At 43.7% G+C, this 24,759-nt stretch carries 21 protein-coding genes and 1 pseudogene; 16 read left to right on the forward strand and 6 right to left on the reverse strand.

The genetic code is table 11. The features are described 5' to 3' along the window. The first annotated feature begins 318 nt into the window (after nucleotides 1-318). The 6 genes from AC2204_RS03735 to AC2204_RS03760 all read left to right on the forward strand — a co-directional run bounded on the left by AC2204_RS03735 (nucleotide 319) and on the right by AC2204_RS03760 (nucleotide 9,173). Complete coding sequence (locus AC2204_RS03735) at nucleotides 319-1,875, forward strand: SulP family inorganic anion transporter (protein WP_318924144.1); 1,557 nt, start codon at nucleotides 319-321, stop codon at nucleotides 1,873-1,875. Between the two features lie 13 nt (nucleotides 1,876-1,888). Then, complete coding sequence (locus AC2204_RS03740; RefSeq protein ID WP_318924145.1) at nucleotides 1,889-3,157, forward strand: ankyrin repeat domain-containing protein; 1,269 nt, start codon at nucleotides 1,889-1,891, stop codon at nucleotides 3,155-3,157. A gap of 116 nt (nucleotides 3,158-3,273) precedes the next feature. Further along, nucleotides 3,274-4,827 (forward strand): acyl-CoA synthetase FdrA, encoded by a 1,554-nt coding sequence (gene fdrA / locus AC2204_RS03745; protein ID WP_318924146.1) that lies wholly within the window; start codon nucleotides 3,274-3,276, stop codon nucleotides 4,825-4,827. Between the two features lie 3 nt (nucleotides 4,828-4,830). After that, the gene (locus AC2204_RS03750; RefSeq protein ID WP_318924147.1) at nucleotides 4,831-6,252 is read left to right on the forward strand and encodes a YlbE family protein; all 1,422 of its coding nucleotides are present in this window, start codon (nucleotides 4,831-4,833) and stop codon (nucleotides 6,250-6,252) included. A 163-nt stretch (nucleotides 6,253-6,415) separates the two neighbouring features. Beyond that, nucleotides 6,416-7,543 carry a succinylglutamate desuccinylase/aspartoacylase family protein gene (locus AC2204_RS03755; protein WP_318924148.1) on the forward strand — a complete coding sequence of 376 codons (1,128 nt, stop codon included), beginning with the start codon at nucleotides 6,416-6,418 and terminating at the stop codon, nucleotides 7,541-7,543. 310 nt (nucleotides 7,544-7,853) lie between these two features. Further along, a complete protein-coding gene (locus tag AC2204_RS03760; protein WP_318924149.1) occupies nucleotides 7,854-9,173 on the forward strand; it encodes a cytosine permease in 1,320 nt (439 codons plus the stop codon). A gap of 167 nt (nucleotides 9,174-9,340) precedes the next feature. Here the strand turns inward: AC2204_RS03760 and AC2204_RS03765 are convergent. From AC2204_RS03765 to AC2204_RS03780, 4 genes and pseudogenes are all read right to left on the reverse strand, one after another. Beyond that, a pseudogene (locus AC2204_RS03765) lies at nucleotides 9,341-9,577 on the reverse strand (IS1634 family transposase); the annotation flags it as partial. A 108-nt stretch (nucleotides 9,578-9,685) separates the two neighbouring features. Continuing rightward, complete coding sequence (locus tag AC2204_RS03770) at nucleotides 9,686-10,585, reverse strand: oxamate carbamoyltransferase subunit AllH family protein (RefSeq protein WP_318924150.1); 900 nt, start codon at nucleotides 10,583-10,585, stop codon at nucleotides 9,686-9,688. Further along, nucleotides 10,582-11,454 carry a LysR family transcriptional regulator gene (locus tag AC2204_RS03775; protein WP_318924151.1) on the reverse strand — a complete coding sequence of 291 codons (873 nt, stop codon included), beginning with the start codon at nucleotides 11,452-11,454 and terminating at the stop codon, nucleotides 10,582-10,584. The genes AC2204_RS03770 and AC2204_RS03775 overlap by 4 nt, the downstream gene beginning before the upstream one ends. A gap of 245 nt (nucleotides 11,455-11,699) precedes the next feature. Further along, nucleotides 11,700-12,581: a LysR family transcriptional regulator gene (locus AC2204_RS03780; RefSeq protein WP_318924288.1), complete on the reverse strand. Its 882-nt coding sequence runs from the start codon at nucleotides 12,579-12,581 to the stop codon at nucleotides 11,700-11,702. A 222-nt stretch (nucleotides 12,582-12,803) separates the two neighbouring features. On the opposite strand from AC2204_RS03780, the gene AC2204_RS03785 reads away from it, so the two are divergent. Both AC2204_RS03785 and AC2204_RS03790 read left to right on the forward strand, forming a co-directional pair. Beyond that, a complete protein-coding gene (locus tag AC2204_RS03785; RefSeq protein ID WP_318924152.1) occupies nucleotides 12,804-13,280 on the forward strand; it encodes a nucleoside deaminase in 477 nt (158 codons plus the stop codon). A gap of 11 nt (nucleotides 13,281-13,291) precedes the next feature. Beyond that, on the forward strand, nucleotides 13,292-14,488 hold the full coding sequence (locus AC2204_RS03790) for a cyanate transporter (protein ID WP_318924153.1): 1,197 nt from the start codon (nucleotides 13,292-13,294) through the stop codon (nucleotides 14,486-14,488). Between the two features lie 50 nt (nucleotides 14,489-14,538). Here the strand turns inward: AC2204_RS03790 and AC2204_RS03795 are convergent, their stop codons facing one another. Together AC2204_RS03795 and AC2204_RS03800 are read right to left on the reverse strand one after the other, a co-directional pair. After that, nucleotides 14,539-15,213: a ChrR family anti-sigma-E factor gene (locus tag AC2204_RS03795; RefSeq protein ID WP_318924154.1), complete on the reverse strand. Its 675-nt coding sequence runs from the start codon at nucleotides 15,211-15,213 to the stop codon at nucleotides 14,539-14,541. After that, complete coding sequence (locus AC2204_RS03800; protein WP_318924155.1) at nucleotides 15,206-15,823, reverse strand: sigma-70 family RNA polymerase sigma factor; 618 nt, start codon at nucleotides 15,821-15,823, stop codon at nucleotides 15,206-15,208. Before AC2204_RS03800 ends, AC2204_RS03795 begins: the two co-directional genes overlap by 8 nt. 227 nt (nucleotides 15,824-16,050) lie before the next feature. On the opposite strand from AC2204_RS03800, the gene AC2204_RS03805 reads away from it, so the two are divergent. The 8 genes from AC2204_RS03805 (at nucleotide 16,051) to AC2204_RS03840 (ending at nucleotide 24,747) form a co-directional block, all read left to right on the forward strand. Further along, on the forward strand, nucleotides 16,051-17,403 hold the full coding sequence (locus AC2204_RS03805) for a DUF4397 domain-containing protein (protein ID WP_318924156.1): 1,353 nt from the start codon (nucleotides 16,051-16,053) through the stop codon (nucleotides 17,401-17,403). Between the two features lie 179 nt (nucleotides 17,404-17,582). Beyond that, nucleotides 17,583-18,533 (forward strand): YbgA family protein, encoded by a 951-nt coding sequence (locus AC2204_RS03810; RefSeq protein WP_318924157.1) that lies wholly within the window; start codon nucleotides 17,583-17,585, stop codon nucleotides 18,531-18,533. A gap of 113 nt (nucleotides 18,534-18,646) precedes the next feature. After that, complete coding sequence (gene phrB, locus AC2204_RS03815; protein WP_318924158.1) at nucleotides 18,647-20,101, forward strand: deoxyribodipyrimidine photo-lyase; 1,455 nt, start codon at nucleotides 18,647-18,649, stop codon at nucleotides 20,099-20,101. 34 nt (nucleotides 20,102-20,135) lie between these two features. Then, a complete protein-coding gene (locus tag AC2204_RS03820) occupies nucleotides 20,136-20,573 on the forward strand; it encodes a nuclear transport factor 2 family protein (protein WP_318924159.1) in 438 nt (145 codons plus the stop codon). Next, nucleotides 20,570-21,295, forward strand: a complete 726-nt coding sequence (locus tag AC2204_RS03825) for an SDR family NAD(P)-dependent oxidoreductase (protein ID WP_318924160.1) — start codon at nucleotides 20,570-20,572, stop codon at nucleotides 21,293-21,295. The genes AC2204_RS03820 and AC2204_RS03825 overlap by 4 nt, the downstream gene beginning before the upstream one ends. A 2-nt stretch (nucleotides 21,296-21,297) precedes the next feature. Then, nucleotides 21,298-22,644 carry an NAD(P)/FAD-dependent oxidoreductase gene (locus AC2204_RS03830; RefSeq protein ID WP_318924161.1) on the forward strand — a complete coding sequence of 449 codons (1,347 nt, stop codon included), beginning with the start codon at nucleotides 21,298-21,300 and terminating at the stop codon, nucleotides 22,642-22,644. Further along, nucleotides 22,641-23,531: a DUF1365 domain-containing protein gene (locus AC2204_RS03835; protein ID WP_318924162.1), complete on the forward strand. Its 891-nt coding sequence runs from the start codon at nucleotides 22,641-22,643 to the stop codon at nucleotides 23,529-23,531. The genes AC2204_RS03830 and AC2204_RS03835 overlap by 4 nt, the downstream gene beginning before the upstream one ends. Next, complete coding sequence (locus AC2204_RS03840) at nucleotides 23,518-24,747, forward strand: cyclopropane-fatty-acyl-phospholipid synthase family protein (RefSeq protein ID WP_318924289.1); 1,230 nt, start codon at nucleotides 23,518-23,520, stop codon at nucleotides 24,745-24,747. Before AC2204_RS03835 ends, AC2204_RS03840 begins: the two co-directional genes overlap by 14 nt. Nucleotides 24,748-24,759: the final 12 nt, after the last annotated feature.

Raw genomic sequence — 24,759 nt, forward strand, 5'->3', positions numbered from 1 at the left:
TCCCGGAAGACAGTAAAGAATTGAGTGAAAAATGGATTGTGATATTAGTCATGATTTGGATTCACGACATAAAAATTGCGTTGAATATATTATAGGTGACATTGGTCACAGAAGGGGTATGGAACCATTTGAGGGCGTTAATGGCTGGTTAAATATTGTTGTTGCATTGTTTGTTTGTTGTTGGGTTTGTTGTAGTAATCATCAATATTAATTCTTCCCATTCATTTTTATAATTTAGTTAATAGCCTCTATTTTGCTAGTTTGAGGGTGTTCGGAATACAAACTAACAGAATAATTCAATCACAATAGGAATCCAATATGGACATAAGTAGCATATGGCGCAAAGGTGATTGGGCTGCTTTTTTTGGCCTCTTCACAAACAATTTAACCAACCTACTAACAATGATGGGACTGTTGCTTTTCGTTGTTGGTCTCCCTAGAGACTTTGTTATGGGCCAGGTAGCACCAGCCTTTGGTCTTGCAGTAATGTGCGCAAGCGTTTTCTATGCTTGGTTTGCTTATAAACTGAAAAAGGAAACGGGTCGAGATGATGTAACAGCACTGCCTTCCGGTCCAAGTGCTCCATCAATATTTACGGTAACTTTTCTTGTTATCATGCCGGTTTACCAATCAACTCAAAACGCAGAATTTGCCATTCAAATTGCGCTAGTCTGGTGCTTCGTAGAAGCTATGATCTTGTTGATCGGCTCATTTTTTGGTGATGCTATTCGTCGCATCGTGCCAAGAACGGTCCTTCTTTCATGTCTTGCCGGGTTAGGATTAACTTTATTGGCAATGAACCCGATGCTTCAAGCGTTTACGACGCCAGTAGTATCGTTTGTTGTATTAGGGATTATTTTTATCAACTGGTTTGGGAAAAAGCCCATTTTTCCTAAGATCCCAACAGGGTTATTACTGATTATTGTAGGTACGGTGCTGTCTTGGATGTTCGGACTTCAGTCTGCGGACGCCATTGTTGCTTCCTTAGCCGACGCCGGTTTCAACCCCCCTCAAGTTCACATCAATGATTTTATTGACGGCATTCCTCATGCTCTTCCTTACTTAGCCTCTGCAGTACCACTGGGTCTGGCCAATTATGTGTTTGACTTAGAGAATATTGAAAGTGCGGATGCGGCTGGAGATTCTTATCCGACTCGAAAAATTATGACGGTGAATGGATTCTCTTCAATGCTTGGCGCATTTATGGGAAACCCTTTCCCTGTAACGGTATATGTCGGTCATGCTGCTTATAAAGAGATGGGTGCGAGTATTGGTTATACCTTGGTTAACGGCGTAACGATGTTCTTGGTTACAGTCTTAGGTTTAGGCGGAGTACTACTAAGCATCATTCCGGGTTCAGCAATTGCACCAATTCTTGTATATATCGGTATCGTAACGGCTAACCAAGTGGTTCGGGAATCACCAAAAACAGAAGTTCCGGTTATTTTTGTTTGTTTATTCCCTTGGATTGGTTATTGGGCTCTAACCATGTTTAAAAACACTTTGGCAACTGCCGGAACATCGGCTGCAGAGGTCGGAATAGATGCTCTGGCTGCTAAAGGTATCTATTATGAAGGCATGGTAGGGTTAGGAAATGGCGCGCCACTAGCAAGTTTATTGTGGGGTTGCATGGCGATATTTGCGATTAATAATACACCATTGCGCGCTATTGTTGCTGCGTTAGTCGCTGCTGGTCTTTCTCTTATCGGGTTTATTCATGCAAACGGTGTTGGATTCGCACAACCAGACTCCATGATGTTTGTTTATTCATATTTAATGTTGGCCGGATTATTTGGAATTAAGCATTACGTAAATGTAAAAGAAGAAAATATGTTGAAAAACCAAAATATTCAATCTGTATCAGAAACGGCATAAATTGGTGATTGAAATGGAAATAAAAGAAAAAGTATCGCTTCATGAACTTGTTAAAAATAATTCAATAAAAGAAATTATTGAAAATATAAATGAAGTTGATGATATAGATCATAGAGATAGTAACGGCTGCACACCGCTTATGGTTGCTGTTCAGTTAAATAATTTAGCTATTGCAAAAGTGTTGATAGATAACGGAGCTGATGTAAATGCTAGAGATGTGAATATGCTAACACCATATTTATGTGCTGGAGCAAATGGGTTTCATGAATTGTTGTCACTAACGCTGTCTGCGGGTGCTGATGTCAATAGCGTAAACCGCTTTGGGGGAACTCCGTTGCTTCCTTCAAGCGAAAAAGGCTTTTTACGGACCGTTCAGGTGAGCCTGAATGCGGGAATCCCTGTGAACCATGTTAACCAACTTGGTTGGTCGGCATTGCTAGAGTCCGTTATTCTGGGTGATGGCGGCTATTTATATAGTGATATTGTTGAAGTTTTAATTTCTTCAGGAGCCGATATTCATCTTAAGGATCGAAATGGTCTCAGTGCGCTTGATTATGCAAAAAAACTCGATCAAAAGCACATTGTCGATTTGATGGAAGATGGAGACTCAATCAAAAGTCAATACACAAAGTCATTGCAACTTATCAAGCGTCATATTCAGAATTTTGACTATGAAGCAGCACTAGACGTATTGAATGAAAACAAGCATGACTTCCCAGATGAGGTTATCTATTTCTACTATTACGGCTATGTGTTGACGGAGCTTAAACGCTACGATGAATCGATTATCGCTTATAGGAAAGGATTAACGGCTTCTGAAGGTAAAGTAGAGTTTTATCTTTATATTGCAAACAGTTACCGATTGAATAAGAAAGCCGAAGAAGCACTTATCGAATTTGATAATGGGATTAGTTCTGATCCGGGTAATGATTTTATACGCTATCATAAATCTAACTATTTACGAGAGCTTGGAATGCATTGTGAAGCGGTTGAGGAGATGACAACGTTGTTAAAGCAACAGCCTCAGAGATACGACTTCTCATTTCATAAAGCGAATAGTCTGCGTACATTAGGTTTACATGAAGAAGCTATTTCAGCCATTGAAAATGCAATTACTCATGATTGCGGGAATGCCCTATATCACCTGCATAAAGCACAGTCATTAGAACTTATCGGGCGTTATCAGCAAGCGTTAATGATTATTGATAATGCTTTATTAATTTGTGATGAGCAGTCAGATTTGATTAAGTACAAAGATAGATTATCCAATTTAATGGCATAGGGAAATACTGAAATATAACCTCGTCAATATGCCAAAAAATAATTTTGGTTGAAATGGTTGATGTAAGGTCTTCAGAGTTTTTATATATTTCGTAAGTATAATATTCGAGGCAAAAAATGGTCGTTAAAGTAATTATTAAAAAGAACACATATTTTGATTCGGTTTCATTAATGGCACTATCAACAAAAATTAATGAAATGGAAAATTTAGAACAAGCTGTTGTCGCAATGGCGACAGAAATGAACAAAGGTGTATTAGACAATGTAGGGCTTTTACTGCCAGAGGTAAAATCGGCGAATAGTGGTGACTTGTTTATTGTTGTGAAAGCAGATAGCGAAGCCATCTGTGATGAGGCTTTAGTAAAAGTAGAGGACCTTCTAAAAGGGCGTGATAAAGCTGTGTCGGGTTTAGGGGGCAATGAAAAGAAACACGCAACACTAAAGATCGCGATTGAGCATGTTCCGGATGCTAATCTGGCTATTATTTCTGTACCGGGTGAGTTCGCAAAACGTGAAGCCATGATTGCATTGAATAATGATCTTCATGTCTTGATGTTTAGTGACAATGTTTCTGTTTCTGATGAGGTTGAATTAAAAACATTTGCCCATGATAAAGGTCTATTAATGATGGGGCCTGACTGTGGTACCGCAATTATTAATCATGTCGGGCTTTGTTTTGCTAATGAAGTTCGGCATGGAAATATCGGTGTGGTTGGTGCCTCGGGAACCGGCAGTCAAGAAGTCACCGCCAGGATCCATGACTTCGGCGGTGGTATCTCACAACTTTTAGGTACAGGCGGCCGCGATCTTAGTGAAGAGGTTGGCGGTATCATGATGCTTGACGGTCTACGCGCATTAGAATCAGATCCGGCAACCGATGTGATTGTTATCGTGTCTAAACCTGCGGCAAAAAGCGTCGAGAAAAAAGTACTTGAATTGGTTAAAACGTTTAGCAAGCCAGTCGTCGTTTGTCTGCTTGGTGGGGATGAAGCACCGGTAATTGAAGCGGGTGCATATTTTGCTAAAACGACAAAAGAAGCGGCACTCCAAGCGGTTCTTCTTACCGGAGTGGATGAAGCAAGCATCAATAAGAGAGCATTGAATTTACCGTTGATTGAAGAAGTCAAAGCCAAGCTAGCACCAGAGCAAAAGTATGTTCGAGGCTTGTTCTGTGGCGGTACATTGTGCGAAGAAACGATGATGCTAACGCGTGAATTTTATAGCGATGTCTATAGTAATATTGCCAAGAATCCAGATCAGCGCCTAGCGGATATTAATGTGAGTCAAAGGCATACTTTCATTGACTTTGGTGATGACGATTTCACCAATGGTCGACCGCACCCGATGATTGATCCTTCTTCCCGTATTGAGCGTCTGCTACAAGAAGCTGACGATCCAGAAGTCGGTGTCATTGTTTTAGACTTTGTAATTGGTTATGGCTCGCATCTCGATCCTGTCGGGGTAACGCTGCCAGCGATTATTGAAGCAAAGAAAAAAGCTAAGGCGCGTGGTCAGCATCTGGAAATCTTAGGTTATGTGCTTGGCACCGACAGCGATACACCAAAACTAAGTGAACAAGTCAATAAATTAGCTGAAGTGGGCGTAACTGTTTCAAGTAGCAGTCAAAACACTGGGTTATTATCAAGAGCATTTGTGAGTAAGGGAGAATAATCAATGAATAAGATCGAAAAGCTATTTTCAAATGTGAACGTTATTAACGTTGGTGTTGAGTTTTTTAAAGATGATATTAGCAAGCAACAAGCGCCTGTCTCACAAGTAAATTGGCAACCCATTGCCGGTGGTAATGCGAAAATTATCGAAGCATTAGATAAATTAGCACAGCCAGAGATTGCAGAGCGAATTAATAGCGCGAATGAAGAAGCGGTGAGACGTATCATTGAATCTCACCCTCTACTGGTGGGTTATGAACGTGCGATTGATGTTGTTCCAGGGATGACCAAAACAACAATTTTACACGCAGGTCCCCCTGTTTGTTGGGAGGACATGAATGGTCCAATGCGTGGCGCAGTAAGCGGAGCCCTTATTTTTGAAGGCCTGGCCTCTAATATGGATGAAGCGTTTAAACTTGCTGCTTCTGGTGAGATTACATTCTCGCCATGTCATGAGCATGACTGTGTCGGTTCTATGGCTGGGATAACTTCTGCTTCGATGTATATGCATGTGGTGGAAAATAAGACTTTCGGTAACGTCGCATACACAAATTTAAGTGAGCAGATGGCAAAAATACTGAGAATGGGGGCGAATGATGAAAGTGTGATTGAGCGCCTTATCTGGATGCGAGATGTTCTTGGTCCGATGCTGAAAGCGGCCATGGATAAGGCAGAACCAATCGACTTACGCCTAATGCTGGCACAGGCTCTGCATATGGGTGATGAATGCCATAACCGCAACAATGCCGGAACAGTATTGTTGGCTCAAGCATTAACACCACTAATTCTTGAAACTGATTTCAGCACAGAAGAAAAAAGAGCAGTCTTTGACTTTATTGCTTCGAGTGATTATTTCTCGGGCCCGACATGGATGGCAATGTGTAAATGTGCGCTTGACGCCGGTCATGGTGTGGAAAATAGCACAATTGTAACAACCATGGCACGTAATGGTGTTGAGTTTGGTATTCGTATAAGTGGGATCCCTGGCTTCACATGGTTTACCGGTCCTGCACAAAAAGTGGTTGGTCCACTATTTGCCGGATATAAACCCGAAGATTCCGGTTTAGATATTGGAGATAGTGCAATCACAGAGACTTACGGGATAGGTGGTTTTGCGATGGCCACGGCACCAGCGATTGTTGCCCTCGTGGGGGGAACAATAGATGACGCGATTAATTATTCGATTACGATGGATGAAATCACAACCGCGCTTAATCCAAATGTAACCATCCCATTGTTGAACTTTAAAGGTATTTCCTCAGGTATAGATATACGGAAAGTTCTGGAAACGGGTATTTTACCTATTATAAATACGGCGATTGCGCATAAAGAACCGGGCGTAGGAATGATTGGTTGTGGTATTACTAACCCGCCTGTAGAGTGTTTCGAAAAAGCCTTGATTACGTTTGCTGAAAATATCAAATAATATCCATGGCGTTATTTTTTAAATTAATAAAATAATCATATTTTCTATCAATAGCGCATGTTTTAAAATTCATGCGCTATTACTATAGGAAAATCACCTGTGTATTACATCTTATTGTTTGTCTAGTAATTATTATTTAAATTTTCACTTAAACGGAGTTTTTATGAAAAATATAGCAATCGCTTTATCATTGTTCACTGCTTTTTCTGGTTCAGTAATGGCAGAGACTCTTTATAATGGTGATGTTGTTCAAGGACGTAAAGTAATCACGCAGTTAGATGTCTCTGACTTTGACAATAATACCGTAAATGAACTTTTTTTCCGTGCAGGAGATGAGATTAATACCGGACAGTACTATTATGTACCGGTCTCTGTATTGAAAGGGAAAAATCCGGGTAAAAGTGTCATGTTTGTCGCTGGTGTGCATGCTAATGAAATGAACCCATATTTAACGGCAAATCTCATAAAAGAAAATCTTAATACGGAACAAATGTCAGGTACTGTTACGATTGTCCATCAGTATAACATTCCTGGTCTTATCGCTAATATTAGAGAGTATGTTCCATCTGGCCCTGTAAAGGTGAACAGTAACCTTAACAGACAAGTGGCTTTAGTTACAAAAAAAAGTAGTAGCCAGCGATATTCTTATTCCCTTTGGAATAATTTACTAAAAGATAATGCTGATTATGCTTTAGATATGCATACGGCTAATCCAACTACATTTCCATTAGCAGCTTATTCGGATTTAAGTATCCCTGAAGTAAAAGAACTGACACGGTTGTTTCCCTTAAATGCAACAATCAATAGTTCAAGTGTTACTTCAGTAGCCGGTGCATTTAATAGTATTGGAATTCCCGCATTCACGCTAGAAATTGGTTCACGTGAGGTTTATGAGCCTGAATGGGTTGAAAAAGCACTTGAAGGGTCTATGAACTTATTGCGGTTCTCAGGTGTAATCAAAGGCAAGGTAGCAAAGTTTGATGATATCGTTGATACAAATGTATGGGTAGATGTAACGGCTGAACATGGTGGCTTTGTCGTACCAAAGGTAAAAGTGTTGGATACGGTTAAAAAGGGAGACTTGATGTTTGTTCAATACAGTGCGTTTGGTGAACAGATCAAAGAATATAATAGCCCCGCAGACGGCCTTGTTATTCAAGTAGTACAAAATCCAATGGCTGAGGCTGGATCACAATTAGGTTCTATTGCCTACTTTGACGAAACTAAGAGTCTTGCAGATAATGCAGGTTCCGGTTCAGTTATAGTTAAAGACATCTCAGAAAAAAAATAAATAGTATAAACAATAATTTCCGTTAAACGAGGTTGTTTGGGTATAAACAGCCTAAAGATGTTTAGGCTGTTTATTTATTTTAACCGATATTCCGCAGCAGTTTTAGGAATAAACCACTTCATATAGCTTGCCGAGATATAAACAGACGAAATCTGCATCTGCACGCCAAAGCTGAATGCGACGAACATTATGGGGTGCTCCATCGTTCTTATTGCCTCGAATGCCGGTCGACATGATGTCGGAGAATAGTGATAAAAACGTTTAGATACACACTGCCTACTTATAAATTATTTTTTTGAAGGTGAATCACATGACAAGTGAAAAAAATGATAATGTTTTTTTAGAGCCTGAATATGAACTTATTCCGGTACCGGTGGATAAAAGAAAATCTCTGCCGTCAGTCGCCGCAGTTTGGTTTGGATTTCCGATGGTACTGACAAGCTGTGTAATTGGCGGCGTGATCACATCCATGCTCGGATTCAAGCTAGGCGTTGCGTCGATTCTTGCTGGAAATCTACTTCTTTGCCTGATCGTTGGCACCTTGAGTTGGCTGGCAGGATCCACGGGAATGAGCTTTGCGATGACTGCGCAAAGAACATTTGGAAAGAAAGGCTATTGGATCGTTTCCGGTATGCTTTCTGTCGTTGTGGTGGGCTGGTTTGCGTTGATGGTAGGCTTGACCGGCGACACAATGTTTAAATCTTTCGGTGCAAGTTTGCTGGGAATGACTTTGTTGGGCGGCATTTTGTATGTCGCCGCGACGTTCATCGGCGTTAAGGCGTTGACCGCTCTCGGGTGGATTGCGGCGCCGCTGTATCTTGTTCTGGGTTCTCTTGGTGTTGCTTTTGCCATGGACTCGGGCAATGTCAGCTGGTCGGAGATTGTCAACTACCAGCCAGGTGAGATGGCGTCTGCATTCTCCTTTGGGGCGGCAGTTACTCTGATTTTTGCTACTTTTGCAGATTCAGGCACTATGACCGCAGATTTTACACGGTGGGCAAAAAATGGACGCGAGGGCTTTTTAGCTGCATTTTCTGCTTTTCCAGTCGGAAAGTTTTTGGCAGAGGTGATTGGGGCGATCATTGTGGCAACTGGAGTTATTGCCAACCCTGAGCTCGATGGCGGAAACTTTATGCTGGTCTTGTCAGGTCACGGTCCTCTACTGACAATCTTGGCAATCGTATTTATTTTTATCAACTTGGGAGTAGGATGCACTCATTGCCTTTATAACGCGGCTGTAGGTTTCTCTCATATGACTGGAAAAAGTATGAGAACGCTGACGGTGGTCCTGGGAGGGATAGGAATTTTGGTCGCGATGACAGGTATCTGGAATGCTTTTCAGGACTGGCTGAATCTGCTTGGCCTGATTGTCCCCCCGATTGCAACGATTATTATCGTGGACCAGGTGATTCTGCATAGAAAATTACACAATAATGCTCACCTGCTGAATTGGGAGCCGCGTGCATTTATCTCATGGGCCTTGGCCTCCTGTGTCGCATTGCTTGTCAATTTCAATGCGCCTCAGTATTCCGTGGTAATTTGCGGTATTGTTTCTGCTGCAGTTTTCTACCTGGCTGCAAGAACTCTATTCAAATTTGAACCATTGAGTGTTGAGCAGAGTGCTGAGTGATGAGTGTTTTCACATCAATCATAGAGGCATACTTCTCAGAACAGTTGTAAGGTTCTGAAAACATCGGAGCGACTCGCGGTTATTTTAACTGGGGGCGTTCCGTTTTTCAGGATTTACTGACTGTTTCAACCGGTATCCGGTCTTAAATCCGAGATTCCGCAGCAATTTCAGGAATAAACCGCTTCATATAGCTTACCGAGGAGTTTGACTAAACGTGTCTGATAATCTTTGATGCCTGTTATGAACCTTTGGTCGCCTAACTCAAGTGTATCTATCCCCTCAAACTTCAAGAATACCCAACGCGCGGTCGGTTTTGAGGTGGTCTTGTTCTTAACCATGCTGGGGAAGAATTCTTCGCTCATGGCTAACTGCTCACGGATTTTGTGCTCGAGCCCTGCATATAAACGGGTATCCCAGCTTGGTTCTCACAGATGGGCTCCAGTACCACTTGGTTTAATTCTGGGCGATGATAACGACTGTAACCTTTGACCAGTCGGATGGTATTGATGTATTTAAAGAAGTTTAAGCTGTTTTTTATTTGAAGGAAAGCCAAATAGTTTTACGCCTAAATAAATACCGCAAAGTGTGTCATGTCCAGATGAGTGGCCATATTTCATTACTTTGTCTAATCTATCCATAAAGAGAATTTCGTTGTCTATTGCGTTATAAAGATTGATAATATCTTCATTAAATTGCTTTTTGGTTGCAAGCAGTAGCATCTCCCTACTGATATCTGTTGTTTGATCAACACGGATCAGGCAGGAACTTGATATAACCTGAAAATAATCGTTTTTTGTATATACTAAGAACGACATTAAGCCAACAAGTAAATCATCGAATGATGGCGTTAAGCCTGCGCCGAATCCGATTGTGAATTTTAAATCAATAGAGTGGCTTTTATTTTCAAGTTCATTTATAAAATCATTTAAGTAAGGCGTGATATAATTTTCCATCATAGAGGAGTAGTATGATTTACTGCTTGAAATATCATCGTTATAATGCTTGCAAAGCAAGGGATAAATACCCATTTCCGTTTCATTTTTTGCTAGATATTTATTTATATTTCTCATTTGAGAAAAATCGATGAAATGATGACAAGGCAGAGAGGGATCGAAGATGTCTATATTGTCTGTATCGACATAGAGTTGGAAAAAACTTTCCTTTATGTTGCTGTTATTTGAAATTTTAGTTAATTCAACCGTATCTCCAATAGCCATTTGGCCATCAAAAAAAGATGAATCTAACATAATACTTGCTGGATTCATCTGTTTGTTCTTTAATAATAAAGAAATTAATCTATTTTCACTTTTAAGATTGCATGTCGATTTGTAAATAGAATGGATAGTCGTAGTTATAGTTCCATTCTTATCTATGATGTCACAAATTGGTCTCGAAATTTTAATTGCTTTCATGTTAATGTGCTTACAATGTTTTGTTGTGGTTTAAGATTGAACATTTTCACTAGTTCACTTGCTATTTTATTTATGATGATACTGTGGGAATCGCTCACATAAAGCGCCAAGTAGAAATCATTTACAGGGGCATGAATTTGTAATTCTTCTATTATTCTATGCTCAGATGTTTTGCATTTTTCAGGTAACAATGTAATACCGAACCCAACAGATGATGCAGTAATAATAGCTGATAGGTCACTGCTGCAATAATTAACACGACTACTATATCCTAATTTATCCAGTGAGTTTAGAATATGGTCTCTATATAAAGCACCAGTGGGGAATAGGACAAGCGGAATGATTTTTTTATCAAATGTTGGATGGTTTTCACTGTCAAGCCAGACGAGAGTCTCTCGTCGATAGGCGTAAGCATTTCCGAGTATGGGTTGCTTAACTAAAATCAGATCATACTTTCCTGTTAGGTAGGATTTGTATAGGTCATTACTCAACCCAGAGGTAAATTCAAATAAAATATTATAGTCTCTTTGAAACTCAACAATCCCTCGAGTCACGTCTACAGACAGATCATCAGGAACCCCTATTTTTATTACTTCTTGTTCTGAGTTTTTATTTAAATTGTCAATCATTAAATTATTTAAGTCTATAATTCTATGAGCATGGCGTAAAACAAACTCTCCTCTCTCTGTTAACTTAATCTTTTGAGATGAGCGTATTAGTAGTGTGCATCCTAGTATTGACTCAAGACGGTTTATTTGTTGGCTTATGGTAGATTGAGAATTATGGACTCTTTCTGCTGCTCTTGTAAAGCTACCCGTTTCACACACAGCAATGTAGGCTACAAATAGTTGCGGAGGGATTAGATTCATTATTGACACACCTATCATCACTGAAAAATGAAACGTATTTTCCAATATATTACACTATAATTAATAATATTAATTATAACTGATTCACATTTTTTATTCTAAATACAGATGAAATTATGTGTTGTAGGGGCGATTATACATATAGTGTTATCATCGTTTCAATATCGTTCAGTAATGTGTGATGTTTCTGGAAAAAATAAAAATGATTTTTATAGGTATTTTGTGATGGGTGTTTTAGTTGAAGTTCATGTTGCTATATCGCTTTTTTGTTGGCTTTGTATTGTATAGAGAAAGCGGGAGTATAATACTGATGACATATTTTCGCTTAATTTCTCAACAGCGGGGCGCTCGTTGTTAGAATAAAGAGTAATTACCATGGGGAGTTCGTTACCAAACCCTTTAAACGGCCTGACTCTTCGACCTATCGTTGCACCTACAGGAAGTAATGTTATACCAAGCCCCGCTTCTACCGCTGAAAGTACATTATTGATGCTACTGCTTGAAAAAGCGACATACCAATGTTTACCTTCGTGATTAATACGCTCAAACATTGTATCACGGTAAAGTCCACCGGGTGGAAAAGTAATTAGGGGTAATGGCTCTGTCCACGGGGGATGCAAATCAATAGATTCATACCAAGCCATCGGCTCTGGAAATACTGAACGCCGATCCGATGCAGGAGTTGATTCTTTGACAACGATAATATCGAATTCGTCATTTCGAAACCTTTGAATCAGATCTAAACTAAGCCCAGTTGTCACATCAAGGTGATTTTCTTTGTTTTGTTTAGCAAAATCAGCGAAAGCAAGGGTCATATCTGACGTCGCGATATCATCCGGCAAACCTATTTTTATCGATGCACTCCCTGCTGGGTTAGAGAGTAAAGCTTGAGCTTCAAATTGTAAGGATAATATTTTCCGCACATAACCTAATAGTTTTTCACCTGTACTCGTGAGTTTAATCGGTCTTTGAGTTCGATCGAATAACTCCCATCCAACGATGTCTTCTAGCCTGTTAATCTGCTGACTGACCGTAGATTGTGTAAGATGTAAATGATCGGCAGCTAAGGTAAAACTGCCTGTATCGGCGAGGGAAACAAAAGCACGCAGCAGGCGAGGTTCAAACATCACGATATTCTCATCATGGATATAGTTAATATTATTGTTTGCTATCGGGCGTCTGAAATTCAGAACCTGACAAATATTAAAAGCTTTTACCTGATATGGGAAATAGTATTTATTTTTTGAATACTATCTATTTATAGAATTAATTTCCTTATTTATGCAAAGTACACTTATAGTGACACCATGATGATTCGGACATTGTATTTTGAAATACCGGGAGGAAAAATGCAAAACCAAAATCCATTTCTTGAAGAAGCACTGATATTGGCACGTAATAACGTTGCTCAGGGGGGACGGCCATTTGGTGCGGTAGTTGTCAGAGATGGCAAGGTAGTTTCCCGTGGCGTTAACCGTATGCTGGAAAACAATGATCCGACGGCTCACGCTGAGCTTTTGGCACTGCGTGAGGCGGGTCAAGTTCTCAATTCAACGCGCCTTGATGGTTGTTCGGTCTACGCATCAGGACAACCTTGCCCAATGTGTCTGGCCGCGATACGGATGTCAGGGATAACAGAAGTCGTTTATGCTTATTCGAATGATCAGGCCGAACCTTACAATCTGTCGACTGCCAATATAGCGAAACAACTGTCCCTTCCTCTTGATCAGCAGAGTTGGGCATCCATCAAGCACATACCTCAAAGGGAATATGATAAAGAAGATCTTTATGAACTATGGGCTTCACACTCCTCTGATCCTAACTGAAAGTAAAACCAATGAAAAAGCACGGCTACTTGAGAACTCAGTTTAAGTTGTTGGCTCTTGTTGTTTTGATTGGCCTTAATCTAAGGCCATTTTTAGTTGCGCCTGGGCCCATTCTGGCTGATATCATAAATGAGATTGGACTGAGTTATAATCAGGTCTCTATTCTCACTCTACTGCCAATGCTACTGATGGGGCTTGGCGCATTTGGGGTAGCGATTATCCCACCTGTCGTTAGGTCACGTAGCGGTTTGCTTATTGCTTTAGGCTTATTAACCGGCGGATCTTTATTGCGACTGTTTGTAACTAACAGCACCACGCTCATTTTTACCGCGGCATTATGTGGGATAGGGGTTGCCTATATCCAATCGATCCTTCCCGGTATGATTAAAGCTCACTTTCCCCAAAGTACTCCGGCGATAACGGGTATTTACTCTGCGACGCTGATGGTAGGAGGGGCATTAGGCGCGCGGTTGATGCCTGTTTTTTTGGACTCAGGGTATGACTGGCAAGAAGCTCTGGCGTGGCTGGCACTGCCAAGTTTTATTGCATTTATTGTTGCTTTTTTTATTGTATCCGAAACAAAGGCAGCTTTACCTAACAAAGCCCGCGTTAGTCAGTTGCTGCGTCGGCCTCGAACCTGGACTCTGATAGCTGCGTTTGGCATGGTCAATGGAGGCTATGCTTCGATGGTCACTTGGTTAGCGCCTTTTTATCAAAGCTTAGGAGCCAGCATAGAAAGCTGTGGTAATTTAGTGGCGGTGATGGCCGTTAGCCAAGCGGTTTTTGCTATTGGTCTGCCAGCTTTAACCAGAAAACATAATGATCGCCGGCCTTGGTTGCTCGTGACAGTGATAATGCAAGGGGTAGGTTTTTGGGGGCTGACCTATTTACCTGATTTATCTCCTACACTTTGGGCGGGTGTCTGTGGGGCTGGCCTTGGAGGAGCTTTCGCCTTAGGGATTGTCACTGCACTCGATCACTCCCCCTGTCCCGAAACTGCGGGCTCCCTAGCGGCACTTATGCAAGGTGGCGGATTTTTGATCGCTTCTGTGTCTCCATTGCTATTTGCACAATTACATCAATGGACCTGCGAGTTTTCCTATGGTTGGGGTATGCACCTTATGTTGGTGATAGTAACATCAATTATTTATATAACCTTCAACCCAAAGCATTATGCCAATGAAATACGCATAACCCATGTTGTGTAGACGTTGGATAACCATTGAGGTTTATCCAACACCTCACTTAACTCGATATGTTAGCGGAAAAATAACTGACTAAATGGATTCAATAACGTCGCCACTCCGGAGGTGAAGCGTAACGGACCATCTAGCAGGGTTAAACAAAGGCAGTCCTGTCCCGCCCGGGTTTTCGGTGAGTGCTTATTTTCAGAGGTCTGAATAATAAAGTCTCCCGGTCCGTAGCTGTGATGTTCATCGATAAACCGTCCTGATAAAACCAGGGTGATTTCCTGTCCCTGATGGGTATGCTCCGGCAGGGAGCTATCAGGCGCCATGTAGATGAAGTTCATTTTGCTCTGACCACCTGTCGACACATGGGCCCGCTGTATTTTACCCGGCAGGCGACTCCAGTCCCCGATTTTATCTTTGTGACGTTGTAATACCCGCGGCAGGTGGAATTCTTTGTCACCCAGCTTTAGAACATCAGAACTCGCAACCGGCTCTAATACCTCAGGCTCTGCAGTCCGACAGAGAATTTGGCTTAACATTTCTGTCAACCCACTTGTCATAGGTTTGGTCGGTGTCGACTCCAGCTCCTGTGAATAACTGTCTTCAAGCTCATCGATACGCAGTCGGCATTCGATGCAGTATTCCAGATGGGCACTCATCATAATGCTGGAGGCTGGATCGAGATCGCCTGCGGCATAGCGGGCCAGAGTATCATCGCTCGGATGAAAGTGAACATTAGCCATCCAGTGCCTCCTTCATTTTTTGTAATGCTAATCGTAAACGGCTTTTTACTGTTCCTAATGGCACACCCAGCGCGTCCGCAGCCTCAAGGTGTGATACACCTTGAAGGCAAATCATCCTGACGACCTCGGCCTGAGCCGGAGGTAGCTGGTTTACCAATTCCTGTAACTCCTGCTTGACGATCGGTTCAAATTCTTTTGGCAGCCTGTCCGAATCCCGTTCGTCACTGAGTACCGGCCATAAGTCATCACCTTGTACCCAGTCTTGCTGATGCTTAGTCCGTCGCAGTAAATCGAATTTGACGTTACGGGCAACAGAGTAAATCCATGTTATTGCCGCTCCTTTAGATTCGTCATAAAGATGGGCCTTTAGCCATATTTTTAACATGGTTTCCTGGACCACTTCTAATGCCATTGACTCGTCCCTGAGTTGTTTCCGGGAGAAATTGAGCAGACGTGGAGCGACCTCGACGAACAGACGTTCGTAGCTTTGTTGACACCGTGTATGAGCAATATTGAACAATAAGTCGCCCATATCACTCACCGCGGAAGCTTCGCTGACCATAAGCTCCTTAATGTTGCCGAAATGAGATAACTGAATCGAATTTTTCATCGTATCACTTAGAAGCATGGTATCCATACCTCTTTAACGCAACTTTACGGTATAACGATCACTGCGATGTATGTTTTTTAAATGGGTAACGGCGGTAGATTTAAATAGATAAAAGAATTAATGACATACAGACAAAACAGAAAATAAGTCTTAAGTTGGCTGATCCAGCCTAAGCCTTGGGGTGTAATCACTCCTGACTAACAAAAACAGGAAGAGGGTAAAACCAAATGAATGCTTACTCGTTAGGATTAATGCTCGGCGCCACAACACTGCTATTTGGATGTAATGACTCAGACTCTGATCACCCGGAATCCCAGATCCGCGTAACACATGCCAGTGCTGATGCGCCGCTGGTTGATATTAAACTGAATGGCGCCACAGTTGAGGGGCTCAGCCAGGTCGATTATCAGGTTGGCAGCGGCCTCATCAGTCTTGAGTCCGGCGCCTACGATGTGAGTGTTGAGGCATTGCTGGCTGGCGACGCATCGGCAGAAGTGATTGGGGCCAACCTAAACTTTGCACCGGATATGCAATATGACATTGTCGCGCTGAACTACACCGCTGGCATTGAACCGGTGGTGTTATCCCGTGACGCTATCTCGCCGGCAAACAACGAGGTTCGGATTGATGTGTTGCACGCCCATCCCGATGTCCCTGGGGTCGATGTCTATCTGACCACGGACGATATTGCTGATCAGTCACCCGCTATCAGTGGCCTTGAATTTAAAGTCGACAGTGCTGATCTGCCTGTAAGCATCCCGGCGGGAACCTACCGAATCCGACTTACCCTCAGCGGTGATAAAGGTGTTGCCTTTGACAGCGGGGAACTGGATCTGGCTGGCGGCAGCGATCTGATGATCACCGCCGTACCCAACGTCGATGGTGGTGCTGTCTCGCCAGTCAATCTGCTGGTCGCTGATGGCACTGCGGTGAATATACTGCGCAGCACTGAAGAAAAAGCGGCCGTACGTGTCGTTCATACCGTAGATGATGCGCCGGCTGTGGATGTGCTGGCTTCCGGCTCTGCCGTAGTCGGTCTGACAGATATTGAATTCAAGGAATTTCGCAGTCTCGATCTTGCCCCTGACAGTTACGATCTGAGTGTTGTCGCTTCTGCAGATAACAGCCTGGTCGTGATCGATGCCCCGGGAACCAGTTTTGAGGCAGGAACTACCACCAGTATCTATGCTGTAGGTAAGTTAAATTCAGTGAACGATTCAACCATCGAACCCCTGGTGATAGGCGAAGATCTGCGCTCGGTTGCGACTTATGCCAAATTGCGGGTTGTTCATGCCAGTCCAGCCGCAGATAGTCTGGGACTTGTGGATATTCACGCCTCTGCCGATGGCGCATTTAATGAGACTACGGCTGTTCTGCAAGGGGTTGCGTTCAAAGGTACGGCTACATTGAATGTGCCTGCCGGAACCTACTTTCTGGCGGTGATCCTGGAGGGTGATGGCAGCTTTACTCCGGCAGTGTCGGCAACAGCAACCGTTGATGACGGCGGGGTTTACTCTGTTGTGGCAACCGATGATTTTGGCGGTGGTCTGGTGCTGAATGTCGATAACATAGCACCATGAAAGCTTAATGTAAGGAGTTGATTTTAGATTAATAATTGGTTGTTCTGATGCCGGTCAGAAGGTTTGGCCGGCATCGTCTATGTCAAAGTTTGTAAATAAAATGCGATGGGAGTGATCTTTTCTCAGTTCTGCCCTGTATACCTATATATAAGTTAGTGCTTAGTGTGAGGAAAAAGACAATGCGTATTCCAGTTGGTATAAGTGCCTGTGTACTTGGACAAAACGTTCGTTTTGATGGTGGACACAAAAGAAATCGTTTTGTTGCCGAAGATCTTGCACAATATTTTCAGTTCCAGCCAGTCTGTCCCGAAGTCGGTATTGGGTTACCAACCCCTAGGCCGGCTATTCGTCTGTTAGATATGGATGGGGAGCAGCGCCTGGTCGGCACGAAAGATGCGAGCCAGGATCACACTCAAAAGATGATGATTTTTAGCGATAAGAAGATCCCGCAACTTCAGGAACAGGAACTGTGCGGCTACATTGTGTGTGCCAAATCACCAACCTGCGGCATGGAGCGGGTAAAGCTATACATGGCCAATGGCAATACCATCCCGGGGGGAACAACCGGCATATTTACCCGTAAGCTGATGGAAAAAATGCCCTGGTTGCCTGTCGAAGAAGATGGCCGTCTGCAAGATCCGGTATTAAGAGAAAACTTCGTTTTTCGCGTATTTGCGCTTCATGACTTATACCAGTCACTCAACGGCAACCTGACCCGGGAGGCCATTGTTAAATTCCATTCCCGTTATAAGTTGGTGCTGATGGCACATAACCTGACTTCATACCAATCTCTGGGTCAGTTGGTGGCAGCAATTAAAGAGTGGGATATTGAAGAGTTCTTCATCGCGTACCGTCTGCAATTTATGACAGCGATTAAGCATAAAGCGAACAACCGTACTAATACTAATGTGTTAATGCACATGCAGGGTTATTTCAAACGGTTGCTGGATAAAGAACAAAAGGCAGAGCTGACGGCGTTAATTATTAATTATCGCAAAGGTCACCTGCCATTACTGGCACCTGTGACCTTGTTCAAGCATTATTTGCAGCAGCACCCCAATGAGTATTTGCAATCGCAACGATTCTTAAACCCTTATCCGGAAGAGCTTAAGCTGCGTTATTCGTTGTGAATTTAGAGGCAATCAATTTATTGCCTATGATGATTGGTAAAGGACACAGATGGAAAAAGTAATAACAACAGCGTTCTGGAAGAGTAATGTCAAGGTTTTTACAAGGAGCGGTAATGAGCAGTAAAGGAACGCATTTGCTGTGGTTCAGGGCTGATCTGCGGACTGTCGATAATACCGCGTTACGTTATGCCTGCATGTCGGGACAGCCCGTGGTGGCTTTGTATGTTGCGACGCCGAGGCAGTGGCTTGAACACGATGTGGCTCCGATCCAGGTTGATTTTATTCAGCGCCGATTGCGGGTATTACAACAACAACTCCGTGAATTGAATATCCCGTTGCTGATTTGCGAAGTTGGTGATTACCTTTCTATTCCTGAGTTAATAACAAATCTGGTTAAGCAGTACCAGATATCCCATGTGTTCTGTAATAAGCAGGATGAATGGAATGAGCAACAACGGGATCATCATGTTGGTCAGGCTATGGCTAGCATGCAGGTCGAATTCAGTGTTGTTGATGACAGTTGCGCCATAGCGCCGGGGAGAGTGAAAACCAAGCAGGGTCAGCCTTTTAAGGTGTTTACTCCCTTTCGGCGCGAGTGGCTGAACGTCTATCACTCATTATTGCCTGAAGCGCAGCCCGCGCCTCAAGCGGTCGTGGTGCATCCGGTAACAACATCACTGCTGGATCAGGAAAACACCTCAACGTCGTTTACTTATCCGAAAAAAGACAGTGTGTTATGGCCGGTCGAAGAAGATGCCATACGTCAGCGCTTAGAGGCCTTCTGTTCAGAAAAAGTACAGCTATATCATCAGCACAGAGATTTCCCCGCCATTGACGGCACTAGCTGTTTATCGCCTTACTTAGCAATTGGTGCTTTGTCGGCCAGGCAATGTCTCAGTATGTTAAGAAGTCTATTTCCTCAGTGTCTTGAACCCTCGGATCAAGGTGCGTTTTGCTGGTTGAATGAATTGATCTGGCGAGAATTCTACCGCCACCTGACAGAAGCTTACGGTAAGTTAAGTCGGAACCAGCCTTTTCATGCCTGGACATCGAAAATCAGATGGCGAGATGCGGATGAAGATCTGAAATGCTGGCAGCAGGGGCAAACGGGTTTTCCTATTGTTGATGCCGCGATGCGACAGCTGCTGGTGACGGGATGGATGCATAACCGGCTTCGGATGATTGTTGCCAGCTTCCTTACCAAAGACCTGTTAATTGACTGGCGGGCGGGAGAGCAATGGTTTATGTCTCACCTTATTGATGGTGATTTCGCCTCTAATAATGGCGGCTGGCAATGGGCCGCATCGACAGGTACCGATGCGCAGCCCTATTTCCGAGTGTTTAATCCGACCCTACAAGGCCAGCGATTTGATCCAAACGGTGATTTCATTCGTATATGGATAAAGGAGCTGAAAGATGTTCCAAATAAATATATCCATACCCCCCATCTTTGGGATGGGGCAAATACATTAGATTACCCGCGACCTATTGTGGATCATAAACAGGCCCGCTTGCTGGCCATCGAGAGCTTTAAGCAGGCTAAGGCATTAGTTCAGGAAAATATATAGGCGACTCAAAAGCGGGTAATAAAAGGAGAGCGAGATGTCAGCGCCATCAAATAAGACCATTGCACATTTTATTGATACTTATAGCCAGCTGACGAAAAACAATCTAGCCGAGCTTGAAGATATTTATCACCAGGATGTGGTATTTGAAGATCCGGCCCATCGTATTGATGGGTGGAATGATCTTCATCATTACTTTAAAAATCTATATAGCACGATTAATAGCTGTGAATTTGTCGTTCATTCCTGGCTGGCCGACGAGACGCAGGCGTTTGTGCAATGGACAATGACTTTCTCGCATCCTGATTTGGAAAAAGGCCGGTTGCGGCGTGTTGAGGGTTGCTCCCAGCTTCAGTTTAAAGATGACCGAGTTATTTATCATCGTGATTATTTCGATCTGGGGGAAATGATTTACGAGGGTGTGCCGCTGCTTGGCAAAGTTATTCGTCATATTAAAACGAGGTTGGGGCAATGAAACAGGTTTTAATTACCGGTGCCAGCTCGGGAATAGGTCGGCAGCTTGCGATTGACTATGCCGCGGAAGGGTGGCGAGTCATCGCTTGCGGTCAAAACCAGGATCGCCTCGCCGATCTGGCAGAAAATAATAATCTCATTACGCCTTTGTCATTTAGTGTGTCTAATATTGATCAGGTGAAGCAAGCAATTGAAAGTCTTGAAGACTTACCGGAACTGATCATTCTCAATGCCGGTACGTGTGAATATATCGAACATGGGGTTATTGATTCTGCGCTATTTAAGCGAGTTTTTGATGTCAATGTCTTCGGTTTGCTGCATTGCATTGAAGCCATGCAGTCACGATTTACGTCTTCGACCCACTTAGTGGTCGTTGGCTCGTCGGCGTCTCATGTGCCGCTGCCACGGGCTGAAGCGTATGGCGCGTCGAAAGCGGCGGTGGCCTATCTGACCCATACATTGGCAATTGATCTAGCGCCTCTAGGCGTTACGGTGACCTTAGTCAATCCTGGTTTTGTAAAAACGCCATTGACCGATAAAAACGATTTTCAGATGCCGATGCTGGTAACGGCAGACTATGCCTCGGAAAAAATCCGTCAGGGTATCTCTGCGGGCAAAATAGAAATCAATTTTCCACTAAAGTTTAGTTTGATACTTAAATTCATTGCGCTCTTGCCACTGGGTCTGCAGTTGATGGCGATTAAGCGGTTCACAAGGAAGTGATCATGAAAATAGCAATTATAGGTTCAGGTATTTCAGGATTAAGTTGCGCTTGGTATTTACATCAACAGCATGACATCAAGGTGTTTGAAGCGAATGATTACATCGGCGGACATACGGCCACGGTTGATGTCAGCGTACCGAGTGGGCGTTATGCGATAGATACCGGTTTTATTGTCTTCAACAACCGGACCTATCCGAATTTTGAACGCTTGCTGGCTGAAATTGGTATCGAGGGACAGCCAACTGAGATGAGCTTCAGCGTTTGCAATCAAGTAAACGGACTCGAATATAACGGCCACAGCTTTTCTTCCCTGTTTGCCCAGAAGCGAAATCTGCTCAATCCTCGTTTCTACTACTTTCTGTATGAGGTATTGCGGTTTAACCGGCTGGCGAAAAGCGCCGCCAACAGCGATACGCTCCGAACGGGAACCTTAGGAGACTTTTTATCCCGCCATGGCTTTGGTGAGTATTTCAGTGAAAACTATATTCTGCCGATGGGAGCCGCGATCTGGTCTTCATCCCTGTTTGATATGCGCGGATTCCCGCTCGAATTTTTCCTGCGTTTTTTCCTCAACCACGGTTTACTTGATATAGCCGACAGGCCTCAGTGGTCCGTGATCCCAGGTGGCTCCAGGGAGTATGTTCGCAAAATCACGCCGGCATTTGCCGATAGCATTGCATTGAATACCCCGGTTGTGGGCGTGACCCGCAGGGACGGTATCGTAGAGATTGAAACCGAGCACGGCGTTGAATGTTTTGATCAGGTGATCTTTGCCTGCCACAGTGATCAGGCGCTGGCGATGCTGAAAGATGCCACCACTGATGAGAAACGGGCACTGGGTGCTATTGAGTATCAGGATAATGAAGTCGTGCTTCATACCGATCCCCGGGTACTGCCTGAAGCCCGCGCTGCCTGGGCATCCTGGAACTATCGCCTGGAACCGGACAAGCAGACCGGTCGATCACAGGAGCATATGCTCGCAACCCTGACGTACAACATGAACATTCTGCAGGGGCTCGATGCGCCGGAAACCTTCTGCGTCACCCTTAATCAGAGCGAAAAGATTGATCCCGATAAAATATTGCGCCGTTTTGTGTATGCCCATCCGGTATTTTCGACCCAAAGTATCATTGCCCAGCAATCGCGTTCTGATATCAACGGTAAACAGGGCTGCTGGTTCTGTGGTGCCTACTGGTACAACGGTTTTCACGAAGATGGAGTAAGAAGTGCCTTAGATGTGGTGGCTGGGATCAATGCCAGCGAAGAGTCAGTGTTCACCAGTAGTAGTAGAAATACTACCAATGAAGATCTGGTTGGTGCCAGCCTGAACAGTAGGGCAGGTCTATGAACAGCGGGATCTATGTGGGCAGTATCAGGCACCGGCGTTTCACGCCGGTCAGTCATGAATTTGTTTACCCTTTATTCATGCCATTGATCGACCTGGACGAATTGGAGGAGTTAACTCAAACTATCCGTGGTTTTGGCTTGTCGCGGTTAAGTTTTGCCCGTTTTAAGCGTACCGATTATATGCAGGGTGAGTGTTCATTACGCGAGGCGGTCAGAGATAAGGTTGAGCACCTGACTGGGGAACGGGTGGGCGGAAAAATTCTGATGTTGTGCCAGCTTCGTTACTGCGGATTTTATTTTAGTCCGCTCAATCTTTATTACCTCTATGACAAGAATAACAAATGGCGGTATATGCTGGCGGAAGTCAGTAACACGCCGTGGAACGAGCGCCATTATTACGTTATTCCAGCCGTTTCGCAGTGGCAAGACAAGGTATGGAGTGAACCGAAAGCCTTTCATGTCTCGCCATTCAACCCAATGGCGCAACAATATCAATGGCGAATTAGTGAACCCGGTGACAGGGTGTTTGTGCATATGGAAAACCACCCCGATAATAACCGTTCACTCACAAACCACTCACTTGATAATAGCAACAACGACGGCAAAATTTTCGATGCCACTATGGCATTAAGCCGTCAGCCGTTTACATCAGGGGTATTGCTAAAGTTGTTGCTCAAAACGCCGGTAATGGCCGCCAAAGTGGTGTTTGGCATTTATTGGCAAGCACTCAGGCTTTGGATTAAAGGTGCACCATTTTACCCGCATCCCGCTAGCGAGAAAGATAAACCCGACAGAGCGGTTAGTGATACAGAATATGCCAAGGACGCCACCGTGCACAAGGCGGCAACTCGTAAAGAAAAATTGGGGGCTCATGATGTTAAGAAGTGACATTAACTATCCGGCGGTATCAGCTTCAAGGCCTGATAACGTTGCAAGAAAAGTCGTATTTAAAGTGTTGGCAAAATTACAGGGAGTAGGGCTGACGCTGGTTGAAAAAGAGGGGGATACCTATCATATCGGTGATCAGAGCGCCGAGCTGCAGGCGCAATTGATCGTTAATCATCCAGCTTTTTATAAACGCATTTTGACCGGAGGCAGCATTGCAGCGGGTGAAGCCTATGTTGATGGCTGGTGGGATTCTCCTGATATAACGCAAGTGGTTCGGGTGATGGCCCGCAACATGCCGATTCTGGATAAGTTGGAAGCCAAAGTAGGTTGGCTGACCAAACTTGCCTCTAAAATTACCCACAAGTTACGTCGTAACAATAAAGATAATGCCAGACAAAATATTTCCGCGCACTATGACTTGGGCAATACGCTGTATTCATCATTTCTCGATCCGAATATGCTCTATTCCTGTGCAATTTATCGAACAGAGGATGATGATCTGGTTTCGGCGCAAATCAATAAAATGGAACGCTTGTGTTGCCAGCTAAATCTTAAGCCGACCGATCATTTGTTAGAAATTGGCACCGGATGGGGCGCATTGGCGATTTATGCCGCTAAACATTATGGTTGTCGTGTCACTACCACCACAATATCTCAAGAGCAGCACGATTGGGCAAAAGAGCGTATCGAACAGGAAGACCTCTGTGATCAAATCACCCTGTTGCTTGATGATTACCGGGATTTAACCGGTCAGTACGACAAGGTTGTGTCTGTCGAGATGGTCGAGGCGGTCGGAAAAGAGTACTTAACAACTTATATTCAGAAGTGCCAGTCGTTATTAAAACCTGGGGGCTTACTGGCGCTCCAGACGATAACTATTAGTGATCAGCGTTATGATAGCTACAGCCGCGGGGTCGATTTTATCCAGAAGCATATCTTCCCGGGCGGTTTCTTGCCATCAATTACCGTATTGGTCAATCACATGACCAGACACAGTGATTTTGTAGTCAGAGATATAAAAGATATTGGCATCGACTATGCCAGAACCCTGTCAGACTGGCATCAGGCGTTTAATCAGAATGCAGATAAACTGGCTCAGTACGGTTATGACCAACGCTTTGTACGCATGTGGCGTTACTACTTCTGTTATTGCGAAGGCGGATTTTTAGAGCGCAGTATCAGCACTGTTCAGCTTGTTGTCAGTCGTCCGCACTGACGGGAGCTCAGA

It is taken from the genome of Photobacterium sp. (genome assembly GCF_057456235.1).

Excerpts from the sequence above, each read along its gene's own strand:
- AC2204_RS03835 (WP_318924162.1), top strand. The coding sequence starts at position 22,641 with ATGAACAGCGGGATCTATGTGGGCAGTATCAGGCACCGGCGTTTCACG.
- fdrA (WP_318924146.1), top strand. The coding sequence starts at position 3,274 with ATGGTCGTTAAAGTAATTATTAAAAAGAACACATATTTTGATTCGGTT.
- AC2204_RS03800 (WP_318924155.1), bottom strand. The coding sequence starts at position 15,823 with ATGAAAAATTCGATTCAGTTATCTCATTTCGGCAACATTAAGGAGCTT.
- AC2204_RS03755 (WP_318924148.1), top strand. The coding sequence starts at position 6,416 with ATGAAAAATATAGCAATCGCTTTATCATTGTTCACTGCTTTTTCTGGT.
- AC2204_RS03760 (WP_318924149.1), top strand. The coding sequence starts at position 7,854 with ATGACAAGTGAAAAAAATGATAATGTTTTTTTAGAGCCTGAATATGAA.
- AC2204_RS03740 (WP_318924145.1), top strand. The coding sequence starts at position 1,889 with ATGGAAATAAAAGAAAAAGTATCGCTTCATGAACTTGTTAAAAATAAT.
- AC2204_RS03770 (WP_318924150.1), bottom strand. The coding sequence starts at position 10,585 with ATGAAAGCAATTAAAATTTCGAGACCAATTTGTGACATCATAGATAAG.
- AC2204_RS03805 (WP_318924156.1), top strand. The coding sequence starts at position 16,051 with ATGAATGCTTACTCGTTAGGATTAATGCTCGGCGCCACAACACTGCTA.
- AC2204_RS03785 (WP_318924152.1), top strand. The coding sequence starts at position 12,804 with ATGCAAAACCAAAATCCATTTCTTGAAGAAGCACTGATATTGGCACGT.
- AC2204_RS03830 (WP_318924161.1), top strand. The coding sequence starts at position 21,298 with ATGAAAATAGCAATTATAGGTTCAGGTATTTCAGGATTAAGTTGCGCT.
- AC2204_RS03780 (WP_318924288.1), bottom strand. The coding sequence starts at position 12,581 with ATGTTTGAACCTCGCCTGCTGCGTGCTTTTGTTTCCCTCGCCGATACA.
- AC2204_RS03820 (WP_318924159.1), top strand. The coding sequence starts at position 20,136 with ATGTCAGCGCCATCAAATAAGACCATTGCACATTTTATTGATACTTAT.
- AC2204_RS03750 (WP_318924147.1), top strand. The coding sequence starts at position 4,831 with ATGAATAAGATCGAAAAGCTATTTTCAAATGTGAACGTTATTAACGTT.
- AC2204_RS03775 (WP_318924151.1), bottom strand. The coding sequence starts at position 11,454 with ATGAATCTAATCCCTCCGCAACTATTTGTAGCCTACATTGCTGTGTGT.
- AC2204_RS03825 (WP_318924160.1), top strand. The coding sequence starts at position 20,570 with ATGAAACAGGTTTTAATTACCGGTGCCAGCTCGGGAATAGGTCGGCAG.
- AC2204_RS03735 (WP_318924144.1), top strand. The coding sequence starts at position 319 with ATGGACATAAGTAGCATATGGCGCAAAGGTGATTGGGCTGCTTTTTTT.
- phrB (WP_318924158.1), top strand. The coding sequence starts at position 18,647 with ATGAGCAGTAAAGGAACGCATTTGCTGTGGTTCAGGGCTGATCTGCGG.
- AC2204_RS03840 (WP_318924289.1), top strand. The coding sequence starts at position 23,518 with ATGTTAAGAAGTGACATTAACTATCCGGCGGTATCAGCTTCAAGGCCT.
- AC2204_RS03795 (WP_318924154.1), bottom strand. The coding sequence starts at position 15,213 with ATGGCTAATGTTCACTTTCATCCGAGCGATGATACTCTGGCCCGCTAT.
- AC2204_RS03790 (WP_318924153.1), top strand. The coding sequence starts at position 13,292 with ATGAAAAAGCACGGCTACTTGAGAACTCAGTTTAAGTTGTTGGCTCTT.
- AC2204_RS03810 (WP_318924157.1), top strand. The coding sequence starts at position 17,583 with ATGCGTATTCCAGTTGGTATAAGTGCCTGTGTACTTGGACAAAACGTT.